Here is an 18,623-nt window from a genome sequence, read left to right as displayed (position 1 = left end):
CGAAAAACGCGCAATTCGAAGACGAGAGGGGCACACGTGAGCGACGATCACGCGCCGAAGGGTGGCGACGGGACGGCAGCAAATGTGCTCTGTGCGTGCCCAGCCATCGGGAACGCGAAATCCGATCACTGCCGGGACTTGCTGACGCGGTCCGGACAGCCAGGGACAATTCTTGGCGTGACGATCGCCTCCTCACCCGGGGAGCGCATGAGTGAGTGGAGTGGCGTGATCGATCCCGTGCAAACCGACCTCTCGTTTATCAACGTCTCCGATGGCGGCCGGTCGGCCGCCATGTCGGCTGACGGATTTGGCGGCCAGCACGGCGCGATGGTCAACATGGTCGAAATCGACAGCGTTGACCTCCAGCAGCTCGGGACCCAGATCACAACGCAGCTCGATGAAGCAACAACCGAGCCGGTGGTGCTCTGTCTGGACTCGCTGACGGATCTGTTACAGTTCGGATCCGAGCAGACGATCCATCGCTTCCTCAACGTCATCACGACGCGGGTTGGAGAGGCCGACGCGATCGCCCACTACCATATCGATTCAGAAGGCCACCCCACCGCGACGATCGAGACGCTGACGCCGCTGTTCGACACCACAATCCAGGGAAACGAATCGCTGTAAGTCACAGTCAAGAGAGGACGTTTCTGTCACACGCACGCAGATCGAAGTGCCCGATCATTTTTGTCCTCGCCAGGGTATGCTTCGGTACGATGGCCGCGCCGCCCGACGTCGTGTTGGTATACGCACCCGACGAGACGAAGCGTCGATCGATCACGACGGCCCTTCGAGACCGCTGGTCGGTCCGAACTGCCACAACGCCAGAGGCAGCCGCCAGCAGTCTCGACGAGACGATCGCCGTGGTCGTCGGGACCGACGGCACCAGTATCGAAGACCCCCGCACGAACAGCCCCAGCGAGTGCGATCACATACAATTACTGTGGCTCGCCAGCAGCGAGGCCGAGGTCCCAGCCAGCGGCGGCAACGTGCTTGCTGACGATGTTTCAGCGGATGCGCTTCGACAGACCGTCGCTCGACTCCATCGACGCGCGCGGTACGATCGACTGCTCACGACGTGTTACGAATTGTCCCGTGCGCGAAGCGAAGCGAAAGCGGATGAGTCGGCGTCGGCGGAAGATATCGCGGCGTGCGATCGTGAACTCGAATCGGTACAGCGCGACCTGGACGAACTCACAGCGGAGTTAAACGACGTCGAGGCGTTCGACGTGGCACTCGACGAGTAACCAGTCGTTGAGAAGTCAAACGGCCCGAATCCGACTGCGACGACGGGGCCCCTTATTCCAGGTATGGCAACGTGTCGGCCGTCGCCGCAATCTCGTTTTCGTTTGCACTCATCAACGCGGTGGTGTCCCAGATACCCTCGACTAACGCCTGTCGCTGGGCGTCATCGACGCTGACCTCGACGGTCTGATCGCCGTAGGTAACGGTCTCGCTTGCAACGTCGATGTCGATATCGCCGTCGGGGTTCTCCTCGACCCACTCCTGTAAGTCGGCGATCGTCTCGTGGTCGGCCGTCACGGTGGGCATGCCCAGCGCGAGGCAGTTGCCCGCGAAGATTTCGGCGAAGGACTCGCCGATGAACGCGTCGATCCCCCAGCGCATCAACGCCTGGGGAGCGTGTTCACGCGAGGAGCCACACCCGAAGTTGTCGTTGACGACCATGACTGAGGCGTCCCGGAACTGGTCCTCGTTCATCGGGTGCTCTTTCTGGTTGTCCACTTCGACGGCTCCGCCGTCTCCGTCTCGCGACTCAGCTGGAGTCGCGCTGTCGTACCGAACGTCGAAAAAGGCGAACTGCCCCAGGCCATCGAAGGTGACGACCTTCATGAACCGCGCGGGGATGATCTGGTCGGTGTCGATGTCGTTGCCCCGGATCGGCACGCCGGTGCCGTTCACTGCCCGGACTTCGGGGATGTCGGCGTCGAAGTCGCTCATGCGGGGGTCACCTCCGGCAGTTCGCGCACGTCAGTCACTTCCCCGGTGATCGCCGCGGCGGCGACCATCTGGGGATTCATCAGCACCGTCCGCCCGTCTTTGCTGCCCTGCCGGCCGACGAAGTTCCGGTTCGAGGAGGATGCGGAGGCCTCGTCACCCTCCAGCTGATCCTCGTTCATGCCCAGACACATCGAACAGCCGGCGTTGCGCCACTCGAAGCCGGCCTCCCGGAAGGTCTCGGCCAGGCCTTCCTCCTCGGCGGCCTGCTGGACCCGCTGGCTCCCGGGGACGACCATCGCCCGGACGCTGTCGTCGACTTCCCGGCCCTCGACGATGTCTGCGGCTCGACGCAGGTCGGGCAGGCGCGCGTTCGTACACGAGCCCAGGAAGACGACATCGATGTCGTAGCCCGCCATCGTCTCGCCGGGCTCGACGCGCATGTGTTCCTGGGCGCGCCGGGCGGTCTCCTGCTTGTCTTCTTTCAGGTCCTCGGGCGCAGGAATCGGATCGGTGATGCCGATGCCCTGACCGGGGGTCGTGCCCCAGGTGACGACCGGTTCGAGTTCGCTCGCGTCGATGTGAACCACGTCGTCGTACTCGGCCGTCTCGTCGCTCCGGATGGACTCCCAGTAGGGTTTCAGTTCGTCGAAGGCCTCGGGATTCTCCTGGAAGTAGTCCGTCTCTTTCAGCCATTCGTAGGTGGTCTCATCGGGGTTGACGTAGCCCGCGCGAGCGCCACCCTCGATGGACATGTTACAGATGCTCATCCGGCCTTCCATGTCCAGGTTCTCGATGGCCTCGCCGGCGTACTCGTAGACGTAGCCGACGCCGCCGTCGGTGCCCAGTCGGCGGATGATCTCTAAGATGATGTCCTTGGCCTCGACGCCCGGACCCAGTTCACCGTCGACTTCGATTTTGCGGACCTTCTGTTTCTCCATGGCGATGCACTGGGTCGCCAGCACGTCCCGAATCTGGGAGGTGCCGATGCCGAAGGCCAGTGCGCCGAAGGCGCCGTGGGTCGAGGTGTGGCTGTCGCCACAGACGATCGTCTTCCCGGGCTGGGTGATGCCCTGCTCCGGGCCGATGACGTGGACGATACCCTGATCGCCCGTCGTCGGGTCCGAAAAGTCGATACCCGCATCGCGGACGTTTGCCTCCAACTCACCCATCATTTCCTCGGCCGCGTCGTCGCTGTAGGGCCGGGACTGATCGCTCGTCGGGACGATGTGATCGACGGTCGCGTGAGTCAGATCCGGTCGGGCAACCTCGATATCGCGCTCGCGAAGCATGCCGAAGGCCTGTGGGCTGGTAACCTCGTGGATGAGGTGGAGTCCGACGAATAGCTGATCCTGCCCGTTGGGTAGGGTCGTTACCTTGTGGCGATCCCACACCTTGTCGTACAGCGTTCCCTGACTCATACTCGTCCGTCCGTTGTCTGCGTTCGATAGCGTGCGTTCATTGTGTCGCGTCGATCACTCCGCCTGCTCGTCCCAGGAGAACAGGTCCCGCAGGGACTCGCCGACGTTTTCGATGTCGTGATTCTGTTCTGCGTCTCGCAACTGCTTGTAGCTCGGCCGGTTGGTCTGGTTCTCGGCGATCCACTCCTTGGCGAACTCGCCGTTCTGGACCTCTTCGAGGATCTGCTCCATCCCCTCGCGGGCCGAATCGTCGATGACGTACTCCCCGCGGGTGAGGCCACCGTACTCGGCGGTATCGGAGACGGAGTTCCACATCTCCATCAGCCCGCCCTCGTAGATCAGATCGACGATCAGCTTCATCTCGTTCATGACCTCGAAGTAGGCCATCTCCGGGCTGTATCCGGCGTCGACCAGCGTTTCGTAGCCGACCTTCATCATCTCGGTGACGCCGCCACAGAGGACGGCCTGCTCGCCAAAGAGGTCGGTCTCGGTTTCCTCGCGGAAGGTCGTCTCGATGACGCCAGCTCGCGTACAGCCGATCGCCTTCGCGTACGCGAGGGCCGCCTCCTTGGCCTGGCCGCTCTCGTCCTGGTAGACCGCGACCAGGCCCGGTGTGCCTTCCCCGCGCTGGTAGGTCCGCCGAACCAGGTGGCCGGGTGACTTGGGGGCGACCATCGTCACGTCGACGCCCTCCGGCGGTTCGATCTGGCCGTAGTGGATGTTAAAGCCGTGAGCGAACTGGAGGGTGTCCCCCGGCTCCAGGCTGTCCTCGATGTCGTCGTAGACGGCCGGCTGGACCGTATCGGGGACGAGCATCACGACGATGTCGCCGTCTGCTGCGGCGTCAGCCGGCGTCTTGACCGTCAGACCGGCGTCTTCGGCGACCGGGCGATCCTCGTTGCCCTCCGGCAGGCCAACGACCACGTCGACGCCGCTGTCGTCGAGGTTCTGGGCGTGAGCGTGGCCCTGGCTGCCAAAGCCAAGGACCGCTACCGTCGTGTCTGCGAGATACGATTCGTCTGCGTCGTCGTCGTAGTATACTGTCGCGTTGAATTCCTCGGTCATTGGTGTCGTCTCCGTGTCTGGGTTGCGTGGGTGTCAATCTATCGTGTCGTCAGGCAGGCGAGAAGGGGTACTACTCGCCAGTGTCGAACCCGTTTGCGTCCATCGTCTCCGCGCCGCGTTCGAGGGCTGCTGCACCAGTGCGGACGACTTCCTCGACCTCGAACTGTTCGAAGGCCTCGACGGCGGCGTCGATCTTCTGCTTGCTGCCCGTGATCTCGACGGTCACGGCGTTGGGCGAGGCGTCGACCGCCTGGCCGTTGTACATCTCCGCGACCGACTGGACGTCGTCGGGCTTTTGGCCCCGAACCTTCACGAGGGCGAGTTCCCGGCGCATCGCCTCGGGTTCGAGTTCCTCGACGGCGATCGTCGGAATGAGTTTCCGGAGCTGTTTTTTGGCCTGCTCGACGCCAGGCTCGGGTTCCTCGATGACGATCGTCATCCGGGCAACGCCGTCGTCGGTCGTCGGCCCGACAGTGAGGCTCTCGATGTTGAACTGCCGGCGGCTAAAGAGCCCGGACACTTCAGCGAGGACGCCGGGCTCGTGTTTGACCAGCGCCGACAGCACCGCGTGGCGGGGCTGGTGGGTCGCTTCCGCTTTCGGGTCGATACGAATGCCTTGCTCGTTGCGCCGGCCCTCGGGTCGAATCCGTTCCTCGGGGGCTGGCCCAGGGAGTTCTCCACTGCTCATTGTTAGAGGGAGTCCAGTTGGTCTTCCGAGAGGGCGAACTGTCCGTTGTCGCCGCCACTGGGAACCATCGGGTAGACGTTCTCGCCGGGGTCGATGATCGCGTCGATGACGGCCGGCCCGTCGTACTCGCGAGCCTCCTGAATCACGTCGTCGACCTCGTCGTACTCTTCGAGCCGGAAGCCACGCGCGCCAAAGGATTCCGCCAGCAGGTCGAACTCGGGGATCCACGGGTACTCGCTTGCCATCCGCCGACCCTCGTAGAACCCGTCCTGCCACTGGCGGACCATCCCGATCGCCTCGTTGTTGAGGATGACGTACGTGATGTCCAGATCTTCCCTGACCGCGACCGAGAGTTCCTGCATCGTCATCAGGAACGACCCGTCGCCGTCGAAGGTGACGACCTCCCGATCTGGCGCACCCAGCTTCGCGCCGATGGCCGACGGGACGCCGTAGCCCATCGTTCCCAGCCCGTTGCTGGAAACCCACGTGCGGGGCTCGGTGTACGTCCAGAACTGGCAGGCCCACATCTGGTGTTGGCCGACGCCGGTGGTGACGATCGCATCGTCGTCTGCCAGTTCGGCGAAGCGTTCGACGACGTACTGCGGTTTCAGCGGCTCGTCCTCGGGCGTCTCGTAGTCCAGCGGATATTCCGATTTCCAGGTCTGGCACTGTTGGCGCCACGTCTCGGCCTCTGGTGCGTCCGTCAGTTCGTCGTCGAGCTGTTCGAGGACGCGCTCTGCGTCGCCCAACAACGGGTAATCGGCGTAGATGTTCTTGTTGATCTCGGCGGGGTCGATCTCGACGTGGATGACCTCGGCGTCGGGCGCGAAGGTGTCGACGCCGCCAGTCAGGCGGTCGTCGAAACGCGTCCCGACACCCAACAACACGTCGCAGTTGGTGATCGCCATATTGGCCGCGCCGGTGCCGTGCATCCCGGCCATGCCAAGCGAGAGGGCGTCAGTCTCGGGGAACGTGCCCAGTCCAGGCATCGTCGTGATCACCGGGATCTCGTACTCGCGGGCGAACGCCCGCAGTTCGTCGTTCGCTTCGCCCTTGATGACGCCGCCACCCGAGAGAATGGCCGGCCGGTCGGCCGCTTCCAAGGCTTCGGCGGCCGCCTCGATGACTACCTCGTCTGCGGTCTCGGGCGGATGGTAAGTCTCTGGCGTTTCGGGGGAGACCGGCTGGACGTCGGTCTCGGCTTTGCTGGCGTCTTTGGGCAGGTCGACCAAGGTCGGCCCTTGCCGGCCGGCGTCAGCCAGTGCGAACGCCTCGCTGACGTCCTCGCCGAGGGTATCCGGGTCGCCGGCGAAGTAGTTCTGTTTGGTGATCGGTTGGGTAATGCCGACGGTATCGACCTCCTGAAAGGCGTCGTTGCCGACGAAATCCGTCGCGACCTGGCCCGTCAGCGCGATCATCGGATCCGAGTCCATCGAGGCGTCGGCGATGCCCGTCACGAGATTCGTCGCGCCCGGCCCGGAGGTCGCCATCGCGACACCGGGATCACCCGAGACGATGCCGTAGGCGTCGGCAGCGTGGGCGGCACCCTGCTCGTGGGCCATCGTGATGTGCTCGATGTCCGAGTCGTAGAGGGCGTCGTAGACGGGCATGATCGCCCCGCCCTGGACGCCAAAGGCCATGTCGACGCCGGCCTCCTCTAAGGCGATAATCGCGGCTTCCGCGCCCGTCGTCACTTCACGGGCATCGTCGGTGGCTTGCGCTTCGTCGTCAGCTGGCGGTTCGGGCTCTGGATCTTGATGGAACGCGCGTTCGCTCATGGGCGATACCTCCGTGCTGTGGGTGCCGCTCGCGGACTGGCTGCCCGCGGATGCGGCGTCGGTGAATGCTGATGTGTCATGGCTGGCGTCTGCTCGCTGGTAGTCAACGCGCCGTACGATCGTCGTGAGAAGTGTGGTACTATCGGGGCTATAGTGCCCCTACAATACCGCTCAGAAGCAGGTCGGACGCGCCGCTGGCACCGGATCGCACTCCAGACGAGACCAGCGGGCACATCGGTACCGGAACGTCGTCGTCGTTCATTATAAACGTTCCGTGAGATGGATCCACGAACGGCTGCCAAGACAGCAGACAGCGGTCGCTGGCCGGGCTGAGCGGGCGACGTGGACGTCATCTCAAGCACTGACCTCCTCACGTGCCTCGACGCCCACGTCGCGGGCAAACCGTTCGAGGACGTCCATCGTGACGCGGTTGTCCTCGGCACCGAACGCCTTGACCCGGCGGGTGACCTCCCGTACCTCCGAATCTGACGGCGCGAAGCCGGCATCGCGGAGTCGCTCGCGGACCGAGTGCTGGCCAGTGTGTTTGCCAAGCACCAGTTCGCGCTCGGCACCGACCATCTCGGGAGTCATGACGCCAGGCTCGAACGTCTCGCTGTTCTCGATGACGCCGGCGGCGTGGATGCCCGATTCGTGGGAGAAGGCGTTCTCGCCGACGACGGGCTTGTTACCCGGGGTATCGACACCACTTTTGTCCTCGATTAGCCGGGACAGCTCGGTGATACGAGTCGTATCGATACCCGTATCGACGTCGTACAGACTCTCGGCGGCCATGACAACTTCCTCGTAGGCGGCGTTGCCGGCCCGCTCCCCGATGCCGTTGACCGATACCTGGGCCTGAGCACCGCCGGCCTCGTAGCCCGCTAAGGCGTTGGCCGTCGCCAGCCCGAAGTCGTCGTGCGTGTGCACGTCGACGCGAGCGTCCGTGTGAGCGTCGACTTTCGCAACCATCTCCCGGAAGCGGCCGGGCGTCGCAACGCCCGTCGTGTCGGGAATGTTGATCCAGTCGGCTCCGGCCCCGGTAACGGCCTCGACGACGTCCAACAGGAACGCCTCGTCGGTCCGGGTGGCGTCCATGGGCGAGAACATGCACTCGACACCGGCCTCTGTGACGCGCTGGACTGACTCGACAGCCCGTCGTTTGGCGTCCTCACGGGTCGCATGCATCGAGTCAGACAGTTGGACGTCACTGGTCGAGACGAACACGTGGACGAGTTCGACGCCCGACTCGAGGGCGGCTTCGATATCTGCGTCGACGACGCGAGCGAGTCCACAGGTGGTCGTCGTGGTACTTTCGGCGATATCCCGAACCGCCTCGAACTCCGCGTCGGAGTTGACGGGGAACCCAGCCTCGATGACGTGGGTGCCCATTTCGTCGAGTAGCGCCGCTATCTCTCGTTTGTCTTCGTAAGAAAACGAGGTGCGCGGCGTCTGTTCCCCGTCGCGAAGCGTCGTATCGAAAATCCGTGCGTCCGTGATTTCGGACGTACTATCGAGTGTGCCCTGGAAGAACTCGATCCGCCGGGGATTCCGACGCAACCTCGGATGTGTTAGACATTTGCGTTCGGAGGCACGGCGTCGGCGTATTTAAATCTTCTCGAAGCCACAGCCCAGATCGGGCAAACGTCAAGTCATCGCCCAGTCTGGCGTCCAAAGTCCCGCGATTGTTGCCTAATTGGGCGTGAGCGGTGCCAAACGGGACTCTGTCTCCTCTCGACGGGCGAACCCAGGCGGCCCACTCACCGAGAGTGACCTCTTTTATTGTGTTGGATGTGAATATTATCACTACTGATATCAGGAGGTACAGGCTTATACTTTCGAGTCTACCTGTATCGGATAGCTACCCATCAATGCGCCCACAACGATACAGTAGACGGGAGTTGCTCGGTGCCACTGCTGGCATCAGCATTGCTGGACTCGCCGGTTGTCTCGGCGATGACAGTACAGACACCGAAACCGAAACAGACCCCTCGACGGGCGAGCAGACAGGCGAAGACGCGACGCAGGTCGGCATGATCTACGCCCTCGCCGGCCTCGACGATCGGTCGTTCAACGATGCGGCCAACAGGGGGATCCAGCGAGCACGACTCGACTACGGCATTTCGTTCTCGAACCACGAGCCGGACGCGGCCAAAGACATCGAGAGGCTACAACGAGAGCTTGCACGCAGTGAGACACCGACGTACGATCTGCTCTGTTGTATCGGCTTCGTCCAGCAGGACTCACTTGGACAGATCGCGTCCGAATACCCGGAGCAGCAGTTCATGATCGTCGATGCGACTGTCGATGCCGAGAACGTCGCCAGTTACGTCTTCAAGGAGCACGAAGGCTCGTTCCAGGCGGGCCATCTCGCGGGTGAGTTGACCAGTAGAGAGATTACGCTTGGAACCGGGACAACCAACCCCGATGAACGAATCGTCGGGTTCGTTGGTGGCGTCGAAAACGACCTGATCAAACGGTTCGAGGCGGGGTATCGGGCAGGAGTGAAGTACGCCGATTCCGAGGTGACCGTCCGTTCGTCGTACGTCGGAAACTTCGCGGACGTGCAGACGGCGTTCGATATGGCACAGGAAATGTACGACGACGGGGCGGATATCGTCTATCACGCAGCCGGCGGGGCCGGGCTGGGCGTCTTTCAAGCGGCCCAGGCGGCAAATCGGTACGCGATCGGCGTCGACGCGGACCAGTCTCGAAGTAATCCACGATACGCGGACGTCATCCTCGCAAGTATGGTCAAGCGTGTCGACAACGCTATCTACAGCGCTACCAGCAACGTCGTCGAGGGAGGGTTCCAGGGTGGGAGCGTCGTCCCACTCGGCCTTGAAGCGGACGGCGTCGATGTGGTCTACGGGACGTCACTCGAACCAGCGATACCGAACGACGTCAAGACAGCAATCCAGACGTCCAGAGAGGCCATCATCGCGGGAGATATTACGGTCCCGACGGAGGTCGAGGGGTGACCACGGATGGCCGATAGTCTCAGGACGCGACTCGCACGGTTCGGGCGTCGCATCGTCCCCGATTTCGTCCGCCAGCGGTACGCCGCACAGTTCGCAATCGCGTTTCTCGCCGTCGTCCTCGTGATCGCGGGTGTCGGAGCCCTCACCTACGTACAGGCAGGGCAAACCGTCGAGTCGAGTACGACCCAGCAGTTAGAGGAAACCAGCAACCTGCAGGGCCAGTCGATTGGCTCGTGGGTCAAAGAGATGCGGACGAGTACCAGATCGGTCTCTAGCGGTGACGGACTCCAGACCGATCGCACAGCCGCCGCACATATTCTCCTCCAGGATCAGCTGCTCTCTGAAGACATCGTGAGCATGCACTATGTCAACACGAGCCAAAACGAGGTCATCGCGAGTACCGAACTCCCGATCGAGGGGCGATCGCTCGATGAACTCTCAGCCCCCTGGACGGACGCCGAGGTGCCGGAAGGTCCCGGAGAGAACAGCCGCGTCTGGCAGTCCTCGCGATCCTATCGCTCGCCGGTTTTGAACGACCGGCCGGTCATGGCCTTTGCCAGTTCTGTCCCACAGCGGGCAAACTCCTATCTCGTGGTCGTGAGTCGGATCCAGCCACAACTCGAGCGCGTCCAAGGGGAAAACACTGACCAGCGGACGACCATCGTCAACGACGCCGGCGAGACAGTCCTCGATATCGATCGAACGGTCTCGGCGACGACCCACGCCACACAGTTCGACACCATCCGTAACGGCTCAGCAAACGGAACGACCTCCCGGATCGGGGCCGATCAGGTCTTTGCCTACGCGTCGGTGCCGGGGACCGACTGGGTGGCCATGACCGATATCGAGAAGTCGACGGCCTTTGCTGTCCGTGACGACGTCGCCCAGTCAGTGCTGTTGTTGGTGGTGCTCGGACTGGTCTCGCTCGTCATCGTCGGGCTCGTCCTGGGCCAACGGACGATCAGGCCCTTGACACGGCTCCGGTCACGGGCCGAGCAGATGGAGGCGGGGGAACTCGACGTGGACTTAGAAACCAAACGCGAAGACGAGATCGGGCGCCTGTACGACAGTTTCGACGCGATGCGCAATTCCTTGCGGGAACGCATCACCGAGGCCGAAGAGGCCCTCGAAGACGCAGAGAACGCCCGAAGCGAAGCTGAAGCGGCAAAACAAGAGGCTGAAGCGGTCAGCAGACAGCTCAAACAGCGTGCTGGGGCTTACAGCGACGTCATGCGTGCCGTTGCCGAAGGCGACCTCACCCGACGGATGGATCCCGACGCCGACCAGGAAGCGATGGCCGAGATCGCACGCGAGTTCAATGCGATGATCGACCAACTCGAAGAGACTGTCGGCGGCGTGATGGCCTTCGCCGAATCGGTCGCCACGGCAAGTGAAGAAGTCGCATCCGGTGCTGGCGAGATCGAGACGACGAGCCAGACGGTTGCGACCCGCGTCCAGCAGATCTCCGACGGTGCACTCCAGCAAAACGAGACACTGCAAGAAACCGCAGGCGAGATGAACGATCTCTCGGCGAGCATCGAAGAGATCGCGTCTGCGTCCGCATCAGTCGCCGAGACGGCAAACGAAACAGCCGAACGTGGCCGGGAAGGACGGCAGGCGGCCCAATCTGCCATCGACGACATGGCCGAAATCGAAACGCGCTCGGAGACGGCCGTCGAACAGATCCTCGAACTGCAATCCCAGATGGACGAAATCGGGGAGGTCGTCGACTTCATTACCGACATCGCCGAACAGACGAACCTACTCGCCCTCAACGCGAACATCGAAGCGGCCCACGCCGACGACAGCGGCGATGGGTTCGACGTCGTCGCAAACGAGGTCAAGAACCTCGCCGAGGAGACCAGAACGTCGGCCGAACAGATCGAAACCCAGATCGAACAACTCCAGGCAGCGACCGACGAGACAGTTTCGGACATCCGCACGACGAGCGAGCAGATCACCACCGGTGTCGAAACAGTCAGAGAAGTCTCGAACGCACTCGACGAAATCGTCGACTCTGTCGAAGACACCAATCAGGGCATTCAAGACATCAATACGACGACCGACGAGCAAGCCGAATCGACACAGCGTGTCGTCAGCCGTGTCGATGAAGTCTCCGACATCAGCCAGAACGTCACCGAAGACGCCGAGCAGGTGTCGGCTGCCGCCGAGGAACAAACGGCCTCCGTCACGGAAATTGCAAACAACGCAACCGAACTCAAAGACCGGGCGACGGAGCTGGCCGCTACGCTCGATGCGTTCACTGTCGACGACCAGCGAAAATCAACGGCGAACCTCTCGGCGTCGAAATCCGATCACGACGAACGGTAACCCCACTGTGTCCCTGCCGTCGCGGGGCTGTACCGGGTGCCGGTCCGACCGCGGGACGGGCAACAGCCGGACTGATTCGGGACGCGTCGCGTAGATTTTTATCTCACCGAACGCAATTGCGGGTATGTCCGAGTTCGATCTGGATCTGCAGGCCGTCGAGTCCCAGCTAGAAGGCGACGAGGGGGACCACCGCGTCGTTCTGGGTATCCTCGACGGGACGACCCCCGACGAGGAGTGGGTGCAACTCGCCACAGACGGGGCTGTGTTGGTATTAGACGTCCAGGGAGACGTCAACGAGCAGGCCGGTGGGTTCGCTCGCGACGTGCGGGACAACGGCGGGAGCCTCGTTCACTTTCGTGGGTTTCTGATCGTGACACCCCCACGCGTAGAGATCGATACCGATCGCCTCGAATGAGCGACAGTCGAGCACACGGCCGGACGTGATCGGCGTCGCCCCCTCAAGATCAGCCGTCGACTGATGGTTTATGCCAGTCCGGATCGTAGGCTGAGGTATGCCAATGAAGGGAACCGGCACCGGTACGTTCGAGCCGGTCGACGGCCGCGAGAACGGCTCGACGTGGATCGCACAGCCAGACGAGACGATGCAGCGGGCGAGTCACGCCCTCGGGATCGACGGCGAGGTCTGGCTCGTCGATCCAGTCGACGTCGACGGGCTAGACGAGCATCTGGCCGACCTGGGAGAGGTTGCCGGCGTCGTCATACTGCTGGACCGCCACAAACGCGACGCCGGGGCGATCGCCACGCGCCACGATGTTCCGGTGTACGTACCGGAGTGGATGGATGGGGTCGCCAGCGAGATCGGCGCCGATATCGAGCGCTTCGGGACGACGCTGGCAGACACGTATCGGGTCTACCCGATCGTCGACTCACGCTTTTGGCAAGAAGCCGCACTGTACGACGAGGATAGCGGCACGCTGGTCGTCGCGGAGTCCCTCGGGACAGTGTCGTATTTCACAACGGGCGATCGACACCTCGGCGTCCACCCGATGCGCCGACACCGCCCACCCCGCCGACTCGGCCAGTTCGACCCCGAGCGGCTGCTCGTCGGTCACGGGGCACCGGTAACGACAGACGTGGCAGCCACGATCGAGGACGCTCTGGCTGGGGCTCGTCGTCGGGCGCCGCGACTGTACGCCGAGTCCCTTCGGGACTTCGTGTTCGGGTAGCAGATGGCCACAGAGCCAGTCTACGCGACGACAGGACTCATCGACGTACTCTTAGCACGCGCTGGAGAGCAAGCACCCGATCCAACGACGATCTCGGTGTCGGTCACACGAGCGGCCGAGTGCAAGGAATTAGACATAGACGGGGACACGCCGGTGTTCACACACTTTTATCTACCCAACGCCGGGAACGCGGTCAACTTCGTCTTCGGCGTCGATCTCGGGACGCCAGTCGGCCAGACCCAGGGCCGATTCGTCTCCCACCCCGAGGGGCCGCTCGAACCAACCCAGGCCGACGACTTTCACGAGGTGCTGTTCGTCGCCGTCCCGCCGTGGGACCGGCAATCGATCGTGGCGTTCGATCGAGACAACACGCGCCGGGAGCTACGGCTGCTGGACGTCGAACCGCCCGAAGAAGTGTTCGAAGAGTGACGACGAGTGACCACGTGGCACGACCGATAGCCGGCAGTGGCCCGTGACAGTTACTCCAAGTAGCCCAGATCCTGAAGTTGGGACGTAATCTCGTCGAACTCCGCTTCGGTGAGTGCCTCCGATTGCTGGTGCTGGATCACGATACTCCGGAGCAAGAAGCGAACGAGGTCGCTGGTCGATGAGAAACTCGTCCCTTCGATCGTGTCCTCGACCCGATCGGCGAGGTCCTTCGGAATTGAAACGGTTGTGTACTCGGTCATACGCTATGGTCGTGACCGGACGAAAAAGGCGTTGCGTCCGCGTGGGAGTCGCGTGGTCAGTTGGGACTACCGCTCGTGATACTCCGCCTCCGTCTCGAACATGTCGGGCAGACTCGCTCGTTCGGTCGGAGCGAAGATACTCGGTGCCGACGAGGGATTGCCATCGGGCGAATCCGGGTCGGACAGGCGGTCACGCTCGGGGATCGCCGGCTGTTGGGTTGTCGGTGGTCGATACGCGGTCTCGGTCGGGCGGTGGTTCGGATTGGAACTCATCGGGACGTGGATCGCAGGTAGTCGGCGAGCGGTACTGGCCGGACTCAACGGAACGGTGCGCCACGTACACGAAGTTCGATCATCGTATCGCACCCGATGTGAGCCGGGCTAATAAATATAACGATTGTAAATGATAGATTCTACTCGGCGAGTGAAACTGGATACTCGGTCAGGTTTTCGGCCCCGTCCTCGGTCACGACGAGAAAGTCTTCGATACGGACACCGCCCACATCGGGGTCGTACAGCCCCGGTTCGATCGTGATGACGTGGCCGGGTTCGAGTTCGCCGCCGCCCGGACCGATAGTCGGCTGTTCGTGGACGGCGAGGCCGACGCCGTGACCGGTCGTGTGAATGAAGCCGGTCTCGGTGCTCCCGTCGCTGCGGAGCGTCGGCAGGCCCGCGTCCTCGTAGATATCACACACGACGTCGTGGACGTCCTCGCCGGTGACACCCGGTTCGACTGCATCGATAGCCGCCTGTCTGGCCTCGTCAGTCAGGTCGAACCACTCCCGGATCGTCTCACTTGGCTCACCGACGAGGAACGTCCGCGTCATGTCGGCGTGGTACTGGGTCGCCTTGTCCTGGGGGAAGATATCGACGATGATCGGCTCGTCGGCCCGGAGTGGTCCACTCCCACGATCGTGTGGGTCGGCGGCATCCTCGCCACAGGCGACGATCGTCTCGTCGAGCGCACAGCCGTTCCGGAGCAACGTGACTTCGATTTCCTCGCTGACGCGTTCGCTCGTCAGCACGTCGCCGTCGACCAGGAGGCGTCCCTCGTCGTCGACTGACGCCCCGCGAATGAGTTCCTCGGCGGCAGCCATCGCCTGCTCGTTGGCCCGCTGGGCGGTCCTGACGTGTTCGATCTCCGTCTCGGCCTTCCTCGCCCGGACAGATTCGATCACGTTGTCGTAGTCGACGGTGACGGTAACGCCCTGCTCGCGGAGGCCATCGGCCGCCCCGGTCGGGAACCGCGGTGGGACAGCGAGGGATTCGACGCCGTGCTCGGCGAGGAAGGCCGCACGGACGCGATCGACAGCCTCGCGCCGGTCGTACTCCTCGCGCAATCGATCGTAGTCGTAGTCGACGTATCGCTCGACGGTTGCGGCGTCGGATTCCCGTTTGGCTCGTCCGTATTCGAGACTCCGGGGGAAAAACAGATGGACGTCACCGGCATACAGCGTCACAAACGGGTCGGGAGCACCGAATCCCGAGAGGTACTGCTGGTTCGGGTCGGTGCCATCGGCGTCTAGCAGATACCCGTCGGCCTCCAACTCGGCGAGTCGGGCCTCCAGTTGGGAGAAGTCTTTCTCCATGCCACCGCGTCCGACTGCGGTGGCCAAAGGCGTACCGACTGCGGTGGCCAACGGCGTGCGACGGCAGCCGGCAGGCTACCCTTCGGCAAGCAGTCGAGATTCGACGTAGGCCTCGGCTTCTGCTCGCAGTGTCGAGAGATCGACAGCGGCCGTCGACCGGTGGGTCATCGCGCCGGTGATCGTCGCGTGCAACATCGTCGCCACGGCCTCTGGATCGACGTCCCGAAAGGTCCCATCCTCGACCCCCTCGCGAACGATCGCAGCGAGCCGATCCCGGAAGAACGCGTCGTGTTCGCTGAACTGTTCCTGATAGGCAGGGTCGGTCGTCGCCTGAGCGCGCAATCCCAGCATCGTCCGCCGGAACGCGGCGGCCTCCGGGTCGTCGTCGGGCGAGAATACGCGGTCGAAGAGTACCTGCAAGCGGGCCTCGGGACCGAGATCACTGTCGATCCCGAGGTCAGCCTCGGCGTGTTCGAGGAGGTAGGACAGAAAGTCCAACAGGAGTTCGTCCTTGCCGTCGTAGTGATGGTAGACCAGCGACGTACTCTTGGGGAAGTGTTCACCGATGCGTTCGATCGTCACGTCCGCGTATCCGTGTTCGCGCAGCGCCCCGTAGGTCGCTTGCAAGATCTCGATACGAGTCTCCTCGGGCGCGTCCGGAAAGAGATGATCGGGTGCCATTCCGTTAGTTCCACCCTGACACTCCACCCTCGAAGACGTCACGGTTCGGTGTGGGCACAGCCGCGGGCAAGCGGGCGAAAATTCCGACTGTTCTCTCGGCAGCCGAGACCGCCTCGCCATCTTGGCTACGTGTGTCCCACTGGACCGTGACCACCCGGTCGAGCGGTGTTTTGTCGACGCCTGAATCGGCTGTCACCGTGGCCCTACGTGGGACCCTCTGGTTGCCGTCGCTATGCATACGACCGCGAAAGAGCCGAAGGACCAAAACGGTATTGAGTGAATGTTCAATCAACAAATTTTAGTCTGCGTCGCTGCGACGATCAGAGCGATGAGTACAAGTAGCAACGACGCCGGCGGATCCGATGCTGGGCAGGCGATCGAAGCCGACGGGCTAGAGCTCACCTACGCCGACGGGACAGAGGCAGTCTCGGGTGTGTCCCTTGCGGTCCCTGAGGGGGAGTTTTTCGGCTTTCTCGGCCCCAACGGTGCGGGGAAGACGACGACGATCAAAGTCCTGGCCACGTTGCTGGCCCCCACTGGCGGCTCGGTGCGTGTCAACGGCTTCGATGTCGAGCGTGAGGCCCAGAAGGTTCGTGAGTCGATCGGCTACATGGCCCAAGAGACCAGCGTCATCAACGAGATGACCGCCCGGGAGAACCTCCGATTTGCCTGTGACGCATACGGCGTACCACGCGGCGATCGAGGTGGCCGTATCGACGAACTACTCGATCTCGTCGACCTGGCCGACGTCGCCGATAAGCAGGCCCAAGATTTCTCGGGTGGGATGAAAAAGCGACTCGATGCCGCGATGGCACTCGTCCATCGCCCACCGCTGGTCTTTCTGGACGAACCGACCACCGGCCTGGATCCGAAAGCACGCAACCGCCTGTGGGACTACTTCGAGGAGATCAACGACCGCGGGACGACCATCTTTCTGACGACCCAGTATCTGGAGGAGGCCGACTACCTCTGTGACCGGCTCTCGGTCATTCTCGACGGCGAAATCGTCGCGGACGGCTCGCCCGAGACACTCAAGCGAGAGGTTGGCGGGGAGATATTAGACGTCGAACTCGACGACGGGGCCGAGGAGCGCGAGCGGGCCGCCGAAATCGTCCAGTCGGACGATCTCTTTGGCGACGATCCCAACGTCGACGTCACCGACGACGGGATCTCGGTGACTTCGCGGGAGGCTCGAAAGCGCGGCCCGGATCTGCTGGTTGCACTCCGGGACGCAGCGATCACCGTGACGGGATTCAACGTCCGCTCGCCGACGCTTGACGACGTTTTCCTCGCGATTACCGGCGAGCACGTCGAAGCCGAGGCCGCGACGGACGACGAGCGCGTCACGTCGGCGGCCGACCAGTCGACTGCCACCGACGGGGGTGGCCAATGAGTACTGATACGGTCGGCGACGAAGAAGTCGTCCGGACGTCGAATACGTTTCTGCGGGACATCTGGACGAACTTCATGCGCTGGAATATCAACGCGATCCGCAACCCCTTCGTGGTAGTCTCCTCGCTCGTCCAGCCGATCATCTTCCTCGTCCTCTTTACCCAGATCTTCGGGAACGTCGTCACGGGAACGCTACCTGGCGGAATCAGTTACGAGTCCTATCTCGTTCCGGCCATCGCCGTCCAGATCGCACTCATCGTGGCCTCCTCGTCGGGAATCGGGCTCGTCGACGACATCGAGAGCGGCGTCTTCCAGAAGACGCTGGTCACGCCGATGAACCGGGTCGCCATCTTCCTCGGGAAGACCCTCTCTGAACTGATCCGGATCGTCATCCAGGTCGTCATCATCCTGGTGTTGGGCGTCATTCTGGGCGCGGAGGTCGCCACCGGCCTGCCCGGGGCGCTGGCGATCATCGGGATTGCGATCCTCTTTGCACTGTGGTTCCTGGCGTTTTCGAACGTCGTCGCGCTCATCACGCGCGACCAGGAGTCGACGATCATCGCCGCCAACATGGTTCAGTTGCCGCTGTTGTTCGTCTCCAGTGCCTTCCTCCCGGTGAGTTCGATGCCGGGGTGGGTCCAGACGGTCGCGACGTACAACCCGATCACCTACGGCGTCGACGCCGCACGGGCACTCATGCTCGACGCCGACGTCATGGAAGTGCTCGATATCACTGCCTTCGGTGGAATCTGGAACACGATCGTCCCCGCACTGGCGGTGCTGGTCGTCCTCGACGTGATTCTGGGCGCAATCGCCGTCTACATGATCAATCGGGCCTCCAGTGCGAGCGTCCAGTGATCTCGAGGCG

Annotated in this window: 19 protein-coding genes; 9 read left to right on the top strand and 10 right to left on the bottom strand. The window is 62.9% G+C overall.

The features are described from left to right. Positions 1-36 precede the first annotated feature (36 nt). Both FR699_RS02460 and FR699_RS02455 read left to right on the top strand, forming a co-directional pair. Positions 37-627 (top strand): hypothetical protein, encoded by a 591-nt coding sequence (locus FR699_RS02460; RefSeq protein ID WP_158853743.1) that lies wholly within the window; start codon positions 37-39, stop codon positions 625-627. 89 nt (positions 628-716) lie between these two features. Beyond that, the gene (locus tag FR699_RS02455) at positions 717-1,247 is read left to right on the top strand and encodes a hypothetical protein (RefSeq protein WP_158853740.1); all 531 of its coding nucleotides are present in this window, start codon (positions 717-719) and stop codon (positions 1,245-1,247) included. Positions 1,248-1,299: 52 nt separating this feature from the next. On the opposite strand, the gene leuD is transcribed toward FR699_RS02455, so the two are convergent. From leuD to FR699_RS02425, 6 genes are all read right to left on the bottom strand, one after another. Next, complete coding sequence (gene leuD, locus FR699_RS02450; protein ID WP_158853738.1) at positions 1,300-1,959, bottom strand: 3-isopropylmalate dehydratase small subunit; 660 nt, start codon at positions 1,957-1,959, stop codon at positions 1,300-1,302. Further along, on the bottom strand, positions 1,956-3,377 hold the full coding sequence (gene leuC, locus FR699_RS02445; protein ID WP_158853735.1) for a 3-isopropylmalate dehydratase large subunit: 1,422 nt from the start codon (positions 3,375-3,377) through the stop codon (positions 1,956-1,958). Before leuC ends, leuD begins: the two co-directional genes overlap by 4 nt. A gap of 54 nt (positions 3,378-3,431) precedes the next feature. Further along, positions 3,432-4,442: a ketol-acid reductoisomerase gene (ilvC, locus tag FR699_RS02440; protein WP_154551942.1), complete on the bottom strand. Its 1,011-nt coding sequence runs from the start codon at positions 4,440-4,442 to the stop codon at positions 3,432-3,434. 70 nt (positions 4,443-4,512) lie between these two features. After that, positions 4,513-5,130 carry an acetolactate synthase small subunit gene (gene ilvN / locus FR699_RS02435; protein WP_158853732.1) on the bottom strand — a complete coding sequence of 206 codons (618 nt, stop codon included), beginning with the start codon at positions 5,128-5,130 and terminating at the stop codon, positions 4,513-4,515. Between the two features lie 2 nt (positions 5,131-5,132). Then, the gene (gene ilvB / locus FR699_RS02430; RefSeq protein WP_158853729.1) at positions 5,133-6,908 is read right to left on the bottom strand and encodes a biosynthetic-type acetolactate synthase large subunit; all 1,776 of its coding nucleotides are present in this window, start codon (positions 6,906-6,908) and stop codon (positions 5,133-5,135) included. A gap of 354 nt (positions 6,909-7,262) precedes the next feature. Further along, positions 7,263-8,465 (bottom strand): LeuA family protein, encoded by a 1,203-nt coding sequence (locus tag FR699_RS02425; protein WP_199268273.1) that lies wholly within the window; start codon positions 8,463-8,465, stop codon positions 7,263-7,265. 311 nt (positions 8,466-8,776) lie between these two features. Between FR699_RS02425 and FR699_RS02420 the strand changes: the two genes are divergently transcribed. The 5 genes from FR699_RS02420 (at position 8,777) to FR699_RS02400 (ending at position 13,833) form a co-directional block, all read left to right on the top strand. Beyond that, on the top strand, positions 8,777-9,886 hold the full coding sequence (locus FR699_RS02420) for a BMP family protein (protein WP_158853727.1): 1,110 nt from the start codon (positions 8,777-8,779) through the stop codon (positions 9,884-9,886). 6 nt (positions 9,887-9,892) lie between these two features. Next, entirely contained in the window at positions 9,893-12,217 is a 2,325-nt protein-coding gene (locus FR699_RS02415) for a methyl-accepting chemotaxis protein (protein ID WP_158853725.1), read from the top strand. A gap of 124 nt (positions 12,218-12,341) precedes the next feature. After that, on the top strand, positions 12,342-12,632 hold the full coding sequence (locus FR699_RS02410; protein WP_154551948.1) for a DUF5779 family protein: 291 nt from the start codon (positions 12,342-12,344) through the stop codon (positions 12,630-12,632). 97 nt (positions 12,633-12,729) lie between these two features. Beyond that, positions 12,730-13,404, top strand: coding sequence for a hypothetical protein (locus FR699_RS02405; protein ID WP_195837644.1), 675 nt, complete (start codon positions 12,730-12,732; stop codon positions 13,402-13,404). 3 nt (positions 13,405-13,407) lie between these two features. Continuing rightward, positions 13,408-13,833: a hypothetical protein gene (locus FR699_RS02400; RefSeq protein ID WP_158853723.1), complete on the top strand. Its 426-nt coding sequence runs from the start codon at positions 13,408-13,410 to the stop codon at positions 13,831-13,833. 50 nt (positions 13,834-13,883) lie between these two features. Here the strand turns inward: FR699_RS02400 and FR699_RS02395 are convergent, their stop codons facing one another. The 4 genes from FR699_RS02395 to FR699_RS02380 all read right to left on the bottom strand — a co-directional run bounded on the left by FR699_RS02395 (position 13,884) and on the right by FR699_RS02380 (position 16,363). After that, positions 13,884-14,093, bottom strand: a complete 210-nt coding sequence (locus FR699_RS02395; RefSeq protein WP_154551950.1) for a ribbon-helix-helix domain-containing protein — start codon at positions 14,091-14,093, stop codon at positions 13,884-13,886. Between the two features lie 66 nt (positions 14,094-14,159). After that, positions 14,160-14,366: a hypothetical protein gene (locus FR699_RS02390; protein WP_154551951.1), complete on the bottom strand. Its 207-nt coding sequence runs from the start codon at positions 14,364-14,366 to the stop codon at positions 14,160-14,162. Between the two features lie 140 nt (positions 14,367-14,506). After that, positions 14,507-15,682: a Xaa-Pro peptidase family protein gene (locus FR699_RS02385; RefSeq protein WP_154551952.1), complete on the bottom strand. Its 1,176-nt coding sequence runs from the start codon at positions 15,680-15,682 to the stop codon at positions 14,507-14,509. 75 nt (positions 15,683-15,757) lie between these two features. Next, positions 15,758-16,363, bottom strand: coding sequence for a TetR/AcrR family transcriptional regulator (locus tag FR699_RS02380; protein WP_154551953.1), 606 nt, complete (start codon positions 16,361-16,363; stop codon positions 15,758-15,760). A 328-nt stretch (positions 16,364-16,691) separates the two neighbouring features. On the opposite strand from FR699_RS02380, the gene FR699_RS02375 reads away from it, so the two are divergent. Both FR699_RS02375 and FR699_RS02370 read left to right on the top strand, forming a co-directional pair. Continuing rightward, positions 16,692-17,756 (top strand): ATP-binding cassette domain-containing protein, encoded by a 1,065-nt coding sequence (locus FR699_RS02375; RefSeq protein ID WP_158853720.1) that lies wholly within the window; start codon positions 16,692-16,694, stop codon positions 17,754-17,756. After that, positions 17,753-18,613, top strand: a complete 861-nt coding sequence (locus tag FR699_RS02370; RefSeq protein ID WP_154551955.1) for an ABC transporter permease — start codon at positions 17,753-17,755, stop codon at positions 18,611-18,613. Before FR699_RS02375 ends, FR699_RS02370 begins: the two co-directional genes overlap by 4 nt. The last annotated feature ends 10 nt before the right edge of the window (positions 18,614-18,623 follow it).

The organism is Halorhabdus sp. CUG00001 (genome assembly GCF_009797925.1).
GTDB lineage: Archaea > Halobacteriota > Halobacteria > Halobacteriales > Haloarculaceae > Halorhabdus.
The sequence above is the reverse complement of the archived record's forward strand: the minus strand, read 5'-3'. Positions and strand labels throughout refer to the sequence as shown.

Bases quoted from the DNA above. Each gene is read 5' to 3' on its own strand.
- FR699_RS02455 (WP_158853740.1), top strand. From the start codon at position 717: ATGGCCGCGCCGCCCGACGTCGTGTTGGTATACGCACCCGACGAGACG.
- leuD (WP_158853738.1), bottom strand. From the start codon at position 1,959: ATGAGCGACTTCGACGCCGACATCCCCGAAGTCCGGGCAGTGAACGGC.
- leuC (WP_158853735.1), bottom strand. From the start codon at position 3,377: ATGAGTCAGGGAACGCTGTACGACAAGGTGTGGGATCGCCACAAGGTA.
- ilvC (WP_154551942.1), bottom strand. From the start codon at position 4,442: ATGACCGAGGAATTCAACGCGACAGTATACTACGACGACGACGCAGAC.
- ilvN (WP_158853732.1), bottom strand. From the start codon at position 5,130: ATGAGCAGTGGAGAACTCCCTGGGCCAGCCCCCGAGGAACGGATTCGA.
- ilvB (WP_158853729.1), bottom strand. From the start codon at position 6,908: ATGAGCGAACGCGCGTTCCATCAAGATCCAGAGCCCGAACCGCCAGCT.
- FR699_RS02420 (WP_158853727.1), top strand. From the start codon at position 8,777: ATGCGCCCACAACGATACAGTAGACGGGAGTTGCTCGGTGCCACTGCT.
- FR699_RS02415 (WP_158853725.1), top strand. From the start codon at position 9,893: ATGGCCGATAGTCTCAGGACGCGACTCGCACGGTTCGGGCGTCGCATC.
- FR699_RS02410 (WP_154551948.1), top strand. From the start codon at position 12,342: ATGTCCGAGTTCGATCTGGATCTGCAGGCCGTCGAGTCCCAGCTAGAA.
- FR699_RS02405 (WP_195837644.1), top strand. From the start codon at position 12,730: ATGCCAATGAAGGGAACCGGCACCGGTACGTTCGAGCCGGTCGACGGC.
- FR699_RS02400 (WP_158853723.1), top strand. From the start codon at position 13,408: ATGGCCACAGAGCCAGTCTACGCGACGACAGGACTCATCGACGTACTC.
- FR699_RS02395 (WP_154551950.1), bottom strand. From the start codon at position 14,093: ATGACCGAGTACACAACCGTTTCAATTCCGAAGGACCTCGCCGATCGG.
- FR699_RS02390 (WP_154551951.1), bottom strand. From the start codon at position 14,366: ATGAGTTCCAATCCGAACCACCGCCCGACCGAGACCGCGTATCGACCA.
- FR699_RS02385 (WP_154551952.1), bottom strand. From the start codon at position 15,682: ATGGAGAAAGACTTCTCCCAACTGGAGGCCCGACTCGCCGAGTTGGAG.
- FR699_RS02380 (WP_154551953.1), bottom strand. From the start codon at position 16,363: ATGGCACCCGATCATCTCTTTCCGGACGCGCCCGAGGAGACTCGTATC.
- FR699_RS02375 (WP_158853720.1), top strand. From the start codon at position 16,692: ATGAGTACAAGTAGCAACGACGCCGGCGGATCCGATGCTGGGCAGGCG.
- FR699_RS02370 (WP_154551955.1), top strand. From the start codon at position 17,753: ATGAGTACTGATACGGTCGGCGACGAAGAAGTCGTCCGGACGTCGAAT.